The sequence below is a fragment of the Haladaptatus halobius genome (genome assembly GCF_020618475.1).
Lineage (GTDB): Archaea > Halobacteriota > Halobacteria > Halobacteriales > Haladaptataceae > Haladaptatus > Haladaptatus halobius.
Genome location: NZ_CP085335.1, coordinates 677551 through 691255, shown reverse-complemented (window position 1 = coordinate 691255; position 13705 = coordinate 677551). Strand labels below are relative to the sequence as shown.

At 60.2% G+C, this 13705-nt stretch carries 13 protein-coding genes and 3 pseudogenes; 8 read left to right on the top strand and 8 right to left on the bottom strand.

Features of this window, described 5'->3' with window-relative positions:
- The first annotated feature begins 40 nt into the window (after positions 1-40).
- Positions 41-874, top strand: coding sequence for an alpha/beta fold hydrolase (locus tag LIW51_RS03945; protein ID WP_227375924.1), 834 nt, complete (start codon positions 41-43; stop codon positions 872-874).
- Positions 875-1151: 277 nt separating this feature from the next.
- On the opposite strand, the gene LIW51_RS03940 is transcribed toward LIW51_RS03945, so the two are convergent.
- Positions 1152-1838 carry a M48 family metallopeptidase gene (locus LIW51_RS03940; RefSeq protein WP_227376734.1) on the bottom strand — a complete coding sequence of 229 codons (687 nt, stop codon included), beginning with the start codon at positions 1836-1838 and terminating at the stop codon, positions 1152-1154.
- Between the two features lie 1027 nt (positions 1839-2865).
- Here LIW51_RS03940 and LIW51_RS03935 point away from each other — a divergent pair.
- Together LIW51_RS03935 and LIW51_RS03930 are read left to right on the top strand one after the other, a co-directional pair.
- Complete coding sequence (locus LIW51_RS03935; RefSeq protein ID WP_227375923.1) at positions 2866-4320, top strand: DoxX family protein; 1455 nt, start codon at positions 2866-2868, stop codon at positions 4318-4320.
- An 82-nt stretch (positions 4321-4402) separates the two neighbouring features.
- Positions 4403-4690: a hypothetical protein gene (locus tag LIW51_RS03930; RefSeq protein WP_227375922.1), complete on the top strand. Its 288-nt coding sequence runs from the start codon at positions 4403-4405 to the stop codon at positions 4688-4690.
- A gap of 115 nt (positions 4691-4805) precedes the next feature.
- Here the strand turns inward: LIW51_RS03930 and LIW51_RS38395 are convergent, their stop codons facing one another.
- The 3 genes from LIW51_RS38395 to LIW51_RS03920 all read right to left on the bottom strand — a co-directional run bounded on the left by LIW51_RS38395 (position 4806) and on the right by LIW51_RS03920 (position 6452).
- Positions 4806-4931 carry a hypothetical protein gene (locus LIW51_RS38395; RefSeq protein WP_255767090.1) on the bottom strand — a complete coding sequence of 42 codons (126 nt, stop codon included), beginning with the start codon at positions 4929-4931 and terminating at the stop codon, positions 4806-4808.
- A 102-nt stretch (positions 4932-5033) separates the two neighbouring features.
- Complete coding sequence (locus tag LIW51_RS03925; RefSeq protein WP_227375921.1) at positions 5034-6053, bottom strand: hypothetical protein; 1020 nt, start codon at positions 6051-6053, stop codon at positions 5034-5036.
- Positions 6054-6269: 216 nt separating this feature from the next.
- Positions 6270-6452 carry a hypothetical protein gene (locus tag LIW51_RS03920; RefSeq protein ID WP_227375920.1) on the bottom strand — a complete coding sequence of 61 codons (183 nt, stop codon included), beginning with the start codon at positions 6450-6452 and terminating at the stop codon, positions 6270-6272.
- Between the two features lie 242 nt (positions 6453-6694).
- Between LIW51_RS03920 and LIW51_RS03915 the strand changes: the two genes are divergently transcribed.
- From LIW51_RS03915 to LIW51_RS03905, 4 genes and pseudogenes are all read left to right on the top strand, one after another.
- Positions 6695-9205: a bacterio-opsin activator domain-containing protein gene (locus LIW51_RS03915; protein WP_227375919.1), complete on the top strand. Its 2511-nt coding sequence runs from the start codon at positions 6695-6697 to the stop codon at positions 9203-9205.
- A 90-nt stretch (positions 9206-9295) separates the two neighbouring features.
- Positions 9296-9625, top strand: coding sequence for a DUF7344 domain-containing protein (locus LIW51_RS39845; RefSeq protein WP_438267353.1), 330 nt, complete (start codon positions 9296-9298; stop codon positions 9623-9625).
- A gap of 30 nt (positions 9626-9655) precedes the next feature.
- A pseudogene (gene ddfA / locus LIW51_RS39025) lies at positions 9656-10029 on the top strand (DdfA family disk-determining factor).
- A gap of 289 nt (positions 10030-10318) precedes the next feature.
- On the top strand, positions 10319-10939 hold the full coding sequence (locus LIW51_RS03905; RefSeq protein ID WP_227375918.1) for a DUF7974 family protein: 621 nt from the start codon (positions 10319-10321) through the stop codon (positions 10937-10939).
- Between the two features lie 2 nt (positions 10940-10941).
- Here LIW51_RS03905 and LIW51_RS03900 read toward each other — a convergent pair.
- Positions 10942-11736: pseudogene (locus LIW51_RS03900) on the bottom strand (oligopeptide/dipeptide ABC transporter ATP-binding protein); the annotation flags it as partial.
- A pseudogene (locus LIW51_RS39020) lies at positions 11730-11948 on the bottom strand (ABC transporter permease); the annotation flags it as partial. The pseudogenes LIW51_RS03900 and LIW51_RS39020, both read right to left, overlap by 7 nt.
- On the opposite strand from LIW51_RS39020, the gene LIW51_RS40380 reads away from it, so the two are divergent.
- Entirely contained in the window at positions 11866-12378 is a 513-nt protein-coding gene (locus tag LIW51_RS40380; protein ID WP_227375917.1) for a potassium channel family protein, read from the top strand. The pseudogene LIW51_RS39020 and the gene LIW51_RS40380 sit on opposite strands and share 83 nt — an antisense overlap.
- A 9-nt stretch (positions 12379-12387) precedes the next feature.
- On the opposite strand, the gene LIW51_RS03890 is transcribed toward LIW51_RS40380, so the two are convergent.
- Together LIW51_RS03890 and LIW51_RS03885 are read right to left on the bottom strand one after the other, a co-directional pair.
- On the bottom strand, positions 12388-13152 hold the full coding sequence (locus LIW51_RS03890; protein ID WP_227375916.1) for a hypothetical protein: 765 nt from the start codon (positions 13150-13152) through the stop codon (positions 12388-12390).
- 149 nt (positions 13153-13301) lie between these two features.
- Positions 13302-13685 (bottom strand): DUF7344 domain-containing protein, encoded by a 384-nt coding sequence (locus tag LIW51_RS03885; RefSeq protein ID WP_227375915.1) that lies wholly within the window; start codon positions 13683-13685, stop codon positions 13302-13304.
- Positions 13686-13705 lie beyond the last annotated feature (20 nt).

Below are 13705 nucleotides of genomic sequence, written 5' to 3'. Positions count from 1 at the left end.
CACGTCCGCCGTCGCTCCACAAGCAGATAGGTGAACGACTATGACCGAAGCAACATCGCCCGTCACGGGGGAAGAAATGCAAACCGTCACGACAGCCGATGGAACCGAGATTGCGTTCAAACGAACCGGAAGCGGGCCACCGCTCGTGCTCGTATACGGGAATGGCGATGTTCACAAATTCTGGGAAGAGGGAGGAGTCCTTCCTGCGTTCGCGGATCACTACACAGTCTACGCAATTGAGCGCCGTGGTCGCGGCGAGAGCGGTGATGCCGCCGGGTACGAACTTGAACGGGAGGTCGAGGACGTGGCAGCAGTCGTCGAGGCGATCGATGAACCAGTGACGTTGCTTGGCCACTCCGGTGGAGCCCTTTATTCGCTGGAGACGGCTCTGCGAACCGACAACCTACGTAACCTCATCCTTTATGAACCACCGATTCCAGTCGGCAACAACGAACTCGACATTGCTGAGGAAATCACCGAGATGAGGACGCTGGTGGATCACGGTGAAAACGAGCAGGCGCTCGTATTGTTTGTGCGCGACATCGCCGGTCTTCCGCCCGACGAACTCGACGCGCTTCGTTCGGCACCAATATGGCAAGATATGGTTGACGCGGCCCATACACTTCCCCGTGAATTGCAAACAATCCGCGAGTACGAGTTCAAGGCTACCCGATTTGCAGACGTGACCACGCCGACCTTGTTGTTGTCCGGCAGCGAAAGCCCTCCACTCTACAAAGACGCGACAGAAGCGGTCTACGACGCGCTTCTGAACAGCCGGATCGTTACCTTCGAGGGCGAACAACACATGGCGATGCACACAGCATCAGACCGATTCATCGACGAGGTGCGTACGTTTATCCGGGAATCGAACTAACTATTCGGCAATCGATCACTCCCTCAACTCCAGCGGCTGTTCGATACGCACGCTTACGGAACGATTGGTTCAGAACAAGCTTTCTGAACGAAATTCTCGTGATGGATCACTCCTCGTATTCAGCACGCAATTCCTATCAGTTGTGAAGTGTTCCAACAGAGCCAGCACAATAGAAGTGGAAATCGATTCGAGCGTACTACGCACGATCCGTCTCTATCAAATCGAGCGAGTACCGTCTCGAGATTTCGAATGGCAGTCGGACGATTCCCCCTTCGAATCACGACACCTGCTCCTGGGCTCGTTCGGCCTCCCGGAGGCGGTCGATTTGGGTCGCCGTCGCAGAGTGCGTCGGGAACGCGGCGGCCAGCGGGCGACCGAGGAGCGGAATCGAACCGACGGGAGCGGTTCGGTTCGACTCGACGATGGCGAACGCCGCGATTTCGGCCGACCGTAGACCGATTGTCGATCGAGTTGCTATCTCCTCGTCGAGACGCCCGAGCGCATTCGCAAGCGCAGTCGGATTGCCGGTGATGGCGACCGCTCCCCTGTCAGCGGCGAACTCCCGCGTTCGGGACAGCGACGCCCAAAGGACGTAGCCACAGACCCAGATCGGGGGAACGAATATCAGGCCGAGGGTCATGAGCGCGTCCGCGTAGCTAGCACGACTCGGCTGTCCGTATTCGACTCCTCGCGTATGTCCCATGAGAAGCGTGACGACGCGGTCGGCCGCGCCGATGGGGAGTGTGGCCGCGGTCATCACCGCCGTATCGCGGTTCGTGACGTGCGCGACGATCGCCTCGAGTTCGGCGTCAGCGAGCGTCTCGACGAGGCTCTCGCTGACGACTAGTCGGACGTTTCGAGGCCAAAACCCGGTCGTCAGCGACAGCGGGGTCGCCGTCGGTGCGACGTAGACCCTCGGAACGAGTGCATCTGCCCGTTGAGCGACCGACCGAACGAGCGCCAGCAGTTCCGGATACTCCCCCTCGTCGATTCGAGTCGCACGCGAGCGCGGAAATCATGTGGTCGGACGCATGCCGTTCCTCCCAAGCGACGACGGCGAGGACACAGACCGTCGAACCGCCGAGAATCGTGAGAAGAAGCCACGTTGCGGGAATCTCTGGGAAGACGATGACGGAGACGAACGTGAAAATGATAGTAAGCGCAACTCCACTCATCAGTGCCGTTGCAACCATTGTGAGCAAGAGAAGGAGAAGCGTTACACACATCCGAATGGACAATCGAGCATCGGAGAGCCGAGCCATATTCAGACGTATTTCCGAAAGAACAAGAATATGATGACGATAATCTCGCTTCCCGTCCGACGTGGTCTTCGAACGACCGAGACGTAGTTCGTTCTCTGCGCGTTGTAGCTACCCACAAAGCATTTACTAGACCCGGTAAACGTACCATCTGTGACGAGAAGCCTGCTCCCCTGATTGAGGTTGGGTCTAGCGCCATCGCGTTGACCCCCTCCTCGTCACGCCTCTGACTTCCAGTTCGCGCCGGAAACCCGAGAGCGGAACTGCCGGAGAGTTCCGAACGAAAGCTGCATGGCGCAGGGAGAGCGTCGATGGGTGGTTGTCACAACGTGCTGAGCTACGGTTCGACCACGTCCGTGTGTTCTCCCTACAACCGTAGATTCGAAACGAAAAGTGAGTAGGTATCGGTGGCTATACGAAGCGATATTTATTCGTCGAACGATGGAACGCAATTAGCCGTCCTTTCGACTAGTGAGCGAAAAGCGAGGGGTGCTCTAATTAAGCCCGTGGCGAGCCAACCTCTACTGCGGAGAACTCATCCTGCCAAACGACACCAATGCTACACCCCGCGCTCGAACGTCGGGAGGTATCGACCGCACTGAAACAGTAAATCAAAGAACACGATAGAAATCTAAATGACAGCAAACGTCCGACCCCCGCGTGCGGAGAGACGTCGATGCGACGCGACGGCGAGCCCCGATCGTACACTACACGCTTTGGATCGTATAAGGGTTGCTCGCGCTCGTCTTTCTGTTCGCCGGGGGTTTGAAGTTGATCACGCCGATCGGGATAATATTACCACAGACGCCGGTGCTGCTGCCGGGTCTGTTCGTGCAGTTCATCGCCGTGGCCGAAGTCCTCGGCGCGATCGGCCTGATCCTGCCCGGAGTCCTTCACATCCGGGAGTGGCTCACGCCGCTGGCCGCCGCCGGGCTGGTGATCATCATGACTGGTGCGACGGTGAATCTGGCGCTGTTGGAATCGAAACGAGGGAAAAAGAATAAAGCGGCGGATTCGGGCCCGAAGTCACCGGTGAGCGAGAAGGAAATCGAGAAACTGCGGGCGGAAACCCAGCACGGCAAGCATCGGCACGACCAACGCGACCGCGGGCACGATCACGTGCATCACGACGACGGGGGCGACGAACTGACGATCGGAACTGAGTACGACGGCGTCGGTGCCGAGGGAACCCGCGGCGGCGTCCCGTCCGATTCGCAGATCGCCGCGGGTCACGGGAAGGTCGTCCACGCGCTCAACCAACAGGCCGCTATCTTCAACAAACACTCTGGAAACCAGCAACTGAAAGTCCAACTGGAGGACGTCGTCCTTCCAGTCATCGACGCGCCCGAAGGTGGGTTCGCCTACGGCTACCCCTTCGTCTTCGACCCGCGGGCGCGGTACGACCGCAATGCGAAGCGGTTCGTCATCGCCGCGGTACAGTACGAACCCGGAATCACGGAGAGCGGAGAGATCGTCGACCGGGAGGAGATGGAAGAGCGAGTAGAAGAAGGGGATGAAGGCGACCTAGAACCCCTCCAACGACCTCCGCAAGGCTGGTGGTGCCTCGCCGTCTCCGACGACAGCAACCCGAACGGGAAGTGGCACGTCTACCGGATTCCGCCGCTGAACAACGAGGGACTCGTCGATTATCCGACGCTCGGGCTCGACCGAGACGCCGCCTACCTCTCGCAGAACTTCTTCAGCGAGCAGTTCGAGGTGACCATGGTGACCCTCGACAAGGCGACCCTGTACGCCGGCGAGGACGTCACGACGTACCACTTCACCGCGATGGACAATCCCGCGGTCGTCAAGGACGATTTTACGGTACAGCCCGCGCTCCAACCGTTTTCGGGCGGTAGCGGAGGGACGTTCTACCTCCTGAACAGCGTCTTCCCGTCGCCGACCGCCGACGCGCTCACGCTCTGGGAAGTGACCGATCCGCTCGACGACCCGACGCTCGAATGTTTCACCGTCGACGTCGAGGAGTTCGGCTATCCGCCGGTCGCGCGCCAACCCGACTCCGACGCGAGAATCGACACCCTCGGTACGCGACTGATGAACCTCGATTACAACGACGGGACGCTCTGGGCGGCACACTCCATCCAGTACGACTGGAACGGCGACGGCACGGCGGTCGCGGCCATCAAGTGGTACGAGATCGACGCTGACGCGCGGAAAGTCGTTTAGAGCGGCGTCTACGGCGAACCGAACACGTCCTACTTCATCCCAACGGTCGGGTCGGACGACGACAGTACGATCATCACACAACGTGAGCAGCCCCGACACCTTCCCGCGGATGAACGTTGCGGGGCGAACCGCGGGGCACACCCCCAACGAACTGGAGGACTCGGTCGTCGTACGGGACGGCGAGTCGCGGTACGACTACGGCGAAGGCTCCGACGTGATGCGCTGGGGCGATTACAACGGCGTCTCCGTCGACCCGACTTCGGGGCGCTTCTGGACCGTGAGCCAGTACTCGCCCGACATCGACGTCGACCCGGACGCTGAGGAACGAGACCCGTACCACACGCACATCGCCGAAGTGTCGTTCGACTGAGCCTCGGTCGGGCGAACCGGCGGTTCACCGGGCGAACGTTTTTCCTCGTGACCGTTCCGCGTTTGGGAGCACCGGCGAGGCAAAAGAATATCTCTCGAACGACCGGCATCGGTGGTCACGCGTCCTGCGATGTCAGCGTCGAGCCGTCGCCACGGTTCAGGATGCGGTCGACCATGTCGCCGATGTCGGGCGCACCTTTGTCGTCCGATTCGTCAGTCGGGAAGTGTGGAACCGGAGCCATTAGTAACGCCTCCACATGACGTTCGTACCTCACGAAAGTTAACGGTTGGGTTGCCACGAACGCTGGCGTCGCGTCGAGCGAGGCTCTGGACTCGTGGCGTCGCTACCGTTCCTGCGACGCGGTCACGCGCGAAACTACGCTCGAACCTACCCCGAGAGCACTCGGAGCAACGATGAGTAGTCCGCCGAGACAGATCAGCAGGATCGCCACCGTGTCCCCGACCGTCCACTCGTTTTCCGGCATATCACCGCCGCTTCGCGGGGGATCGAACTCTCCCCCGCCCGAGTTCGCGTTCGAGCCGTTCGGCACCGCTGTCCCCGTCGGCGACCCTCGTTCGGTGTCCGTCTCCGTCACCGAAGTCGTCCCCGTCGTATCGGTATCATCGCCTGCGGTAGTCTGTTGCGTCGATTCTCGCTGGGTCGGTTCCGACTCCGGTGCTGCCGATGCCGGCGTTCGGGCGGTGGTCGCCGAGTCCGGTGCCGGTCGGGACGCCGATGTACTCGTCGTTGGCGCGTCGCCGGTCATCGTGGACGTCCGCGTCGTCGTTGGCGGTGTCGTCGCAGTCGTGGCTGTGGTCGTCGGCGTTTCGGTGGTCGTCGATGTGGGAGTGGACGTAGTCGGAGGCGGTGTCGATGTGGTGGTCGTCGTGCTAGTGGTAGTAGTTAACGTACTAGTGGTCGTCGTTGCTGTAGCGGTTGACGTTGACGTGGTAGTGGTCGTCGTAGTCATCGTGTTTTGCCCTCGTTCGCACCCCGGATACCGCGGGTTGTCGTGCCGCTGAACCGAAACCCCGGTGGCGACGGTGAGAGCGGTCAGCGGTTTGCCCTGGTTGATACCGGTGCCCCGCACGGTGTGTGTCCCCGGGGAAAGCACAAGTTGCTGTTCGAGACCGTCGGGGAAATGCAGGGTGACGGTCGCGGTCGTGGTCGTTTCGATGGTCGCCCGGTAACATCGGAACGTGACGTGCGGTTCTTGCCCGTCGTCCGTCGTCAGTGGCGGTGAGATTCGTGCATCACCGGTACTACCCGCGGACGGGGCGAGACTTCCGGCGAGGAGAAGTCCCGCGACGATTAGGAAAACCAGCGTTCGAGTCGGCGAGGGGAGGACGCGGGATGGGTACATGAGCCACTACGCGTCGATTTTTTGCAACGATTAAAATCAGTTCCGGATACTGCGATTATATCTAAATATACTGCGATAAATACATACATTACGGGGGAAAGATAGTTAATGATTTGGTGAACTTCGACATTTATCGTGGAGAGTCCGAAACCCGTACCGGGTGCGGAAAAGAATCGGATCGTGGACTAGCCGGTGGCACACCAGCGAGTATCGTTCTCACGCCGTCTCGCGGAAGGTTTGCAACCCGAGCGAGAGCAGAATCAGTCCGAGGCCGAGTGCGCCGGTCGCTTTCAAGAGAGGCGAGTCGTAGAGATACGGTAGGACGGGGGCGCTCGACAGGACGACGGTGGATGCCACGAAGACGATACCAATACTCATGAATCCATTTGCTTTGATCATCTTGAATAATAGTTCACACGTAAGGGATATTGGTTGTTTCGCCCGTCGAAAGGCGGTAACTCCGTACGTTGTCTTGGCAGACGTCGCTGCCGAATCTCGATCTCCTTTCGGGTGTGAGATGACGTTTGATAAATAATGCCCTTGGATGAGTGTTTATCTATCGCAGTCTGGTTTAATCGGAATAGTGCCGGATAGGTGCGGAAAACGTATTCAACGCTGTGGCTTCAATGTAACCGATAATCATGACTAAACCACCCAGGTCGAACGACTCGGATACTGCCACCAAGAGATTCGAAATACCTGACGAGGATTCGTTTTTTAAACAGCTCGTTCACAACGCGGTTGGTGGGATTATCACCCTCGACGAGACCGCGACGATCCTCTTTACAAACGATGCAGTAGGCCGTATATTCGGCTATGAGGTCGATGAACTCATCGGACAGCCGGTCGACCAACTCTTCTCGGAGCAGTATCGCGACGAGTATTTCGCCGAAATGCACCGGTACATGCACGAAACCGGGACGGCGGCCGAATACACCGATCTCGAACGCGTTGGGCGTCGCAAGAACGGCACTAACGTCCCTCTTTCCTTTTCGCTTCGCGAACACACGTACTGCGACCGACGCCTCTTTACGGCGATTTTTCGGGATATATCGAAACGAGAACAACAGCAGAAAGCGTTGAAAGCGGCGACCGAAAAGTATCAGACACTCGTCAAAGCTGCTCCGGATGCGATTTTTGTCGCCGATGCGGAAACCGGAGTCATCCGAGAAGCGAACCGAGCCGCGTCTGAGCTGCTCGGGCGGTCGGTCAGCGAAATCGAGGGCATGCATCAAACCGAGCTTCATCCGTCGGAGGAGGTCGAACGCTACGAACAGCTGTTTCGAGGCCATCGCGAACAAGGTGGTATGTTCGAACGAAACGACGATCTGATGGTTGTCGATTCTGACGGACAGCGTATCCCGGTCGCCATCAACTCGAGCGTCACCAACCTCCAAGACCGACGGGTGATTCAAGGGATTTTTCGCGACATCAGCGATCGAAAGCGACGGGAGGATGCGCTTCAAGCGTTGCATACGGCAACCCAGCGGATGCTCGAAACCTCGTCCCAGCAGGAGATCTGTTCCAAAGCGGTACAAACCGCGACGAAGGTGCTGGAGTTGCCAATCACCGGGCTTCACCTCCACGCAGAAAACGAGAAGACGCTCGAACCGGTCATAACTTCCGAAGCAGTCGACAGAGTATTCGACGGTTCTCCTCCGACACTCTCTCCCGAAGATACGCTCGTTTGGGACGTCTTCGAGATGGGTGCATCACGAGCGATTTCCGACTTACAAGAGATCGAGAACCACCAGACGCAGGAGACACCGATTCGAAGCGCTATCATCACATCACTCGGTGAACACGGCGTACTCATCACGGCGTCGACCTCGGTTCGCGACTTCGACCGCATCGACTACGACCTCATGCGCATCCTTGCCGCGAATACGGAAGCAGCCTTGACGCGCGCCGAGCGTGAGCGAGCGGTTGCCCGCCACCGCAACGAGTTGGCAACCCTGAACCGACTCAACGCGATCATTCGCGACATCAACCAAACGCTCGTCACCGCCCCCACGCGCGAGGAAATCGAACGAACGGTGTGCGAGCGGTTCGCCGCTTCGGACGGCTATCCCGGTGCGCTTATCGCGGATCTTTCGTCCGCGGAGCACGGGCTGAACCTCCGAGCCACAGCCGGAATCGACGAGCCCTACCTCCAAGCGGTCACAGCCGCAGCGCCTGCAACGGAACACGGGCCGGCGGCGACGACCCTCCGGACGGGCACCCTCTTCATCGTGGAGGATATCTCGACGAGTCCGACGTTTCCTGCAGCCGTCAAAGAAGACGCGATAGCACGGGAGTATCGGTCGGCCGCCTGTATTCCGATCGAATACGGTGATACGACCTATGGGGTAGTAGTCGTGTACGCGTCGCAGCCGGAACTGGTCGGGGAACCGGAACAGACGGTGTTCGCGGAGTTAGGGGAAACGATAGGACACGCGATCAACGCCGCTGAAAACAAGAAGCTCCTCCATACGGATCAAGTTCTGGAACTTGAATTTTCACTCACCGGTACCGATGCCTTCTTCTTCACCGTCTCGGACGAGCATGAGTGCACCATTACGCTCGATGGTGTCGTCCCGTCAGCAGACGGTACGTTGCTGTTTTACGTCACCGCCACGGATATCGCACCGCGTTGGCTCCGAGAGCGAGCACGGGCGTCGTCCAAAGTCGATCGCGCACGATTGATCGGGGAGACGGACGAGGGAAGTTCCTTCGAATTCGTATTTCGGGGCGCTAAAACAGCCTCTCAGATGCTTATCGAGCGGGGCGCCTACATTCAGAGCGGGAGAGCCGTCGACGGCGAGGGGTCGATCACTTTCGAGGTACCGGCCGATACCGAAGTTCGGTCGTTCGTCGAGGCGGTACGAGCAGTCTATCCGGGTGCGTCGTTGCTCGCCAAGCGGCGGCGGGCCCGTTCAGTCCACTCACGAACTAGTTTCCTGAACGAACTCAAGGAAACGCTCACCGAGCGTCAGCTGGAGGTCATTCAGACGGCCTACCTCGGCGGATACTTCGACTATCCGCGCGCAAGTACTGGCGAAACCCTCGCGAATACACTCGATATCGCATCTCCGACCTTCCACCAACATCTGCACGCCGCACAGCGCAAACTGCTCACGACCGTATTCACTTCCGAAGACGAACCCGAATGAGGCCGTTACCCGTCTCTAGATTGACTACCTCACTGTTGAGGCACAACACTCGATACGGTTACGAACCTTCACGAATAAAGGTGGCTTCCCATGGTATCGCCCAATTCTTCCCTTACAGGTGCGAACGACTCCGCCCCCTCGACCGAGGGGCTGACGGAAATTCTGAGAAATCGACAACGTCGTGCGATCTGTAAGTGTCTGAATTCCACTCCGGACGGAACGTTGGACGAGCTTTTAGACCAACTCTGTCAACGAACACCGGTCAAGGAAACGGACTCAGCGGAGCGTCATCGACTCCGAATCAGGCTACATCACGTCCATCTGCCGTTTTTGGCCGATCTCGGTGTTCTCGAGTACGATCATCGGCGTCAGACGATTCACTATCGGGGACACCCTCACCTCGACCACCTACTCGAATAATTTCGGGAGTGAATCACCTAATAGCAACCGATGTTTTTCGGTGTGGTGATAGAGAAACTATTAGCGGAGGCAGAGTTCCTCTTCCTGAGATCCGTTATGCGTGACCGCAAATCAGCATCGGAGGAAGTTGTCATTCCTAACACGAGACACCCTCGTCAGACCGCTGGCCGATTGAGTACGCGGGTGGTAACGGCGGTGGCGACGCGCGAACAACTCTCGGCGGACGAGCTCGAACCGCTATACGACTACATCGATCCGGAGGCACTCGACACCTGTTCGAATCCCTGAACGACGGTTCTTCTCGTGCTGGCGGTCGCGTGTCATTCACGTTTTCCGGCTATCAGGTAACGGTCACTAACGACGGTGAAGTCGAGCTCGAACCATCGGAGTCCGCGTTGCACTGATACCCTCGGCTCTCCGCAGTCGCTCGACACCGCCACGCTGTTCACCGGTCAGCTTCTGAGAGTTCGAGCGAAGGCGTTTGGGGCACCGCTACCGTTCGTTTCCCGGTTCCTCCGTCGCTTCCGCCTCGTCGGAACTGCCGAACAGCGCGAGGTGGACGTACGCCCACGCTTCCGCACGTTTCGTTCTCGGTCCGTTCATTCTCGCGATTTCTCGATTTCGTCCGTGCCGGTTCGCCAGTTCGTTCGCGGAACTGGGTCGCTAAACACCATTATTAGGCTAACCTAAATCATGAAACGTCAAAAAGATTCGGGCGCGAAACGCCACCGACGGTTCGGCGCGCCGACCCAACACACCGACCGTAATCGGATTTCATCCGCATCGAACCGGAAGAAACACCACGAATCGCGGTCTACCTGCAACGAACGGCGAAACATGTCACCCACCGATTCGGACGACCAGATGGGATTCGACCAGAACGTGGACTATCTCGGACGCGCGTTCAGAGCCGTCGTGCCGCAGTGGATAGCGCGGCGAGGTATCGCGGTCGCCGTGAGCACCGACCGACCGCGGTACGAGGTCGGCGACGAGATACAAATTTCGGTCGAGTTCGAGAACCGACTTCCGTTTCCGGTGGCGGTCGAGACGCCACGACAGCGACTCTGGGGCTGGGAGGTGGACGGCGAACTCGAAGCGAGCGACGAGGCGTACTACGTCCGCGACCGACCGAACGCGTTCTACTTCCGGGCGCGGGAACGAAAGCTGGCTCGCGTGACGTGGGACGGGCGATTCGAACGAACCGACCGGTCGTCCCGCCGCGTCCCCGCCGAACCGGGCGAACACGCGATAATCGCCTACGTCGCCACCGAGGACGAACGCCCGCGGGACGAGACCACCGTCACGCTCCGCTAAATTTACTCTTGGAGTCCGCCGACGACGTCGTCGCGGTGGCGATGGCACGCCGCGGCGTGAGGAGACGTACCGTACTCCGTCGGCACTTCGTACTCGAGGATTTGCCGGGCGCAGATGCTCGGTTCGGCGAACGACTCGACGAGCAGTTCGGCCGCGCGTTCCCAGTCGTCGCTCGTGATTCGGTCTATCGCGTCGTCGACGATGCGACCCGCCTCCCCGCTCGGTCTCGCGTCGGCGAAGAACCGGGCTTCCACGTCGGCCTTGTCGGTCGGTTCGAACGACCGACGCTGGACTTCGCGCAGGAACCGACGCGCGTTCGCCCACTCCTTCTGTGTGAACTCGTACTCGGGCGGTGCGATGAGTTTCGGACACCGCGTTCGGAACCGACAGCCCGACGGCGGGTCGATGGGACTCGGAACGTCGCCTTCGAGGACGCCGCGGGTTCCCTCCACACGCGGGTCGGGCACCGGGATCGATTCGAGGAGCGCCTCCGTGTAGGGGTGCTGCGGATTCTCGAACAGCTCTTCTTTGTCCGCGAGTTCGACCAACTGTCCGAGATACATCACCGCCACCCGGTCGCTGATGTGGCGGATGACGGAGAGGTCGTGGGCGATGAACAGGTACGTCAGCCAGAACTCGTCCTGAAGCTTGCGCATGGTGTCCAACACCTGCGCCTGTATCGACACGTCCAGCGCCGTGACCGGTTCGTCGCAGACGATGAAATCGAGGTTCACGCTCAGGGCGCGGGCGAGATTCACGCGCTGGCGCTGCCCGTCGGAGAAGGCGTGCGGATGGCGGCCATCTGGAGCGTGCCGAGCGAGAGCGTCGGCAGGAGGAGATGCATCACCGTCAGTCGCAGCACGTCGAGCCGGGATGACGCTCCTTCGACCGAACTCGGTGCGGCCCACGGAAGGACGAGTCCCGTCGTGGGGAACCAGTTCAGGTGGTACGCGAAGACGATTATCAGCATCAGTCCAATCCAGAACGACGGCGTGCTGACGCCGACGACCGGCGACGACGACCAGAACATCCTCGCCTGCCAAACAGCCCGCATCAAGTTCGGCGTGGATGACCTCATCTCGCGGGTGAACGACGTCGAGAACGAGGAGGCGTTCGAAGACCTCGGCGTCCGAACCATCACGCCGACGTTGGCGTCCGTCGATACGATGGACGATATGATCCTCCGGCCAAGTCTCTTCGAGTGGCTCTCGGAAGTCGGCGAGGAAAACGATATCTCAGAGGTGGTTGTCGGGGCAAACGAAACCGCGGGTAGCACGCTCGGCGACGTGACGCTCCCAAACGACTGTACGGCGGTACTCGTTCGGAGGGACGGGGAGTACAAAGTTCCGGGGCCGGACACCGTCATTCGAGAGGGAGACCGAATCACGCTCCTCGGTACGACGGACGCCGTCGAAGCGGCGGTCGAATCACTGCGGTAACGCGGCCGCTTAGCGCGACTCTTCGAACGCCGAGCGAAGCGTCCACTCGCCGTCGGCGAAGAACGGCGACCCCGGATGGCCCGCGGCTCGCCAGAGCGCGTCGATGGGGTCGGCCAGTTCGGCTCGAACGTCGGCGTCGAAGTTCCGGAGGCTGACGGGAAACGGCGCGAGCACGTCCTCGCGTATCTTCCGCGGTTCGGCGGCGTCGCCCGGGTCGAGCGGACAGCCCTCGGTTCCGTAGACGCTCAACGCGACGTGGATCGGTGCTGTCGCCTGATGGTACGAAAGCACCCGAAGATACCGGCGCACGCACACCACCGTGGCGAGTTCGACCGTCCGACCGTCGAGGCGGGGCGCTCCGACGTCCGTCGAGGAGCCGCCGAACGGGAGCGCCGAAACGGATTCGACGACCCCGTTCGAGAAGAGATGTGCGTAGCCGGCGCATCGCCCGTCCGGGTCGTTCGACGCAACGTAGGCCCCGAATCCGTCCGCAGTCCACGTTCCGCGTGCGTCGTCGCCGCCGAGCACCGGCAGCTGCGCAGGTCGAGTGGGATTCGCCTCCGGCAACACCCCGCGTTCGGAGAGGTCGATGGCGTACCCGTCGTCGTAGACGCCCGTCGGGACGACGTGGAGGACGACTCCTCGCGGCTCGTCGAAGTCGAAGTATCCCGCGCCGGCCGCGACCGTTTCAAGACGTCGTTCGTGGAGCGCGGTCGCCTGTTCGTTCGCCCCTCCGGCGTACTTCGCCGCCTTGACCGCGTCTCGATAGCTCATCCAGTATCGGTTAAGTAGACGAACGCGGTTAAATGAACTGGCACGAGGGGGTTCCTCGTTCGGACGAGTAGTTCGTCGCTCGCGTCCGACCCCTTGCGGGCGACGGCGCTACCGCTCTCCGGTGGTCGGTCGTCCGTCGAAAAAGGCGCTTAGCACCGCGCAACGAGCGCTTCGTACCGATCCACGACCGGACTTCTCTCCCGAAGGGAAACCGCGTCTCGCTCTTGGTCGTACTCGACCAAGTCGGCGTCTTCCAGACGCGGAACGTGCGAATGGTACAGCGACATGTACACCTGTTTCACGTCCCTGGCGGGAATCTCGGCGAGCGGCGCGTCTCGTTCGTGGACGACGATTTCGTCGGCGAGGTTCGCTAGCGACATCGGCGTTCGACCGCTGTCGAGGCGAGAGAGGATCTGACGCCGTCGCGAGTACGAGAGAACGTCCAACAGCGTATCGAAGACCGCCTCTTCGCTCGCTGGCGGAGTAGTTCCGTCCGTGGCCGGGGTCGATTCGGTCGGTCTGTCGTTTGCCATGATTACATCTTTTAGCGTGG

Excerpts from the sequence above, each read along its gene's own strand:
- LIW51_RS03920 (WP_227375920.1), bottom strand. The coding sequence starts at position 6,452 with ATGATCAAAGCAAATGGATTCATGAGTATTGGTATCGTCTTCGTGGCA.
- LIW51_RS03905 (WP_227375918.1), top strand. The coding sequence starts at position 10,319 with ATGAAACGTCAAAAAGATTCGGGCGCGAAACGCCACCGACGGTTCGGC.
- LIW51_RS03890 (WP_227375916.1), bottom strand. The coding sequence starts at position 13,152 with ATGAGCTATCGAGACGCGGTCAAGGCGGCGAAGTACGCCGGAGGGGCG.
- LIW51_RS03945 (WP_227375924.1), top strand. The coding sequence starts at position 41 with ATGACCGAAGCAACATCGCCCGTCACGGGGGAAGAAATGCAAACCGTC.
- LIW51_RS39845 (WP_438267353.1), top strand. The coding sequence starts at position 9,296 with ATGGTATCGCCCAATTCTTCCCTTACAGGTGCGAACGACTCCGCCCCC.
- LIW51_RS03925 (WP_227375921.1), bottom strand. The coding sequence starts at position 6,053 with ATGTACCCATCCCGCGTCCTCCCCTCGCCGACTCGAACGCTGGTTTTC.
- LIW51_RS38395 (WP_255767090.1), bottom strand. The coding sequence starts at position 4,931 with ATGGCTCCGGTTCCACACTTCCCGACTGACGAATCGGACGACAAAGGT.
- LIW51_RS03915 (WP_227375919.1), top strand. The coding sequence starts at position 6,695 with ATGACTAAACCACCCAGGTCGAACGACTCGGATACTGCCACCAAGAGA.
- LIW51_RS03885 (WP_227375915.1), bottom strand. The coding sequence starts at position 13,685 with ATGGCAAACGACAGACCGACCGAATCGACCCCGGCCACGGACGGAACT.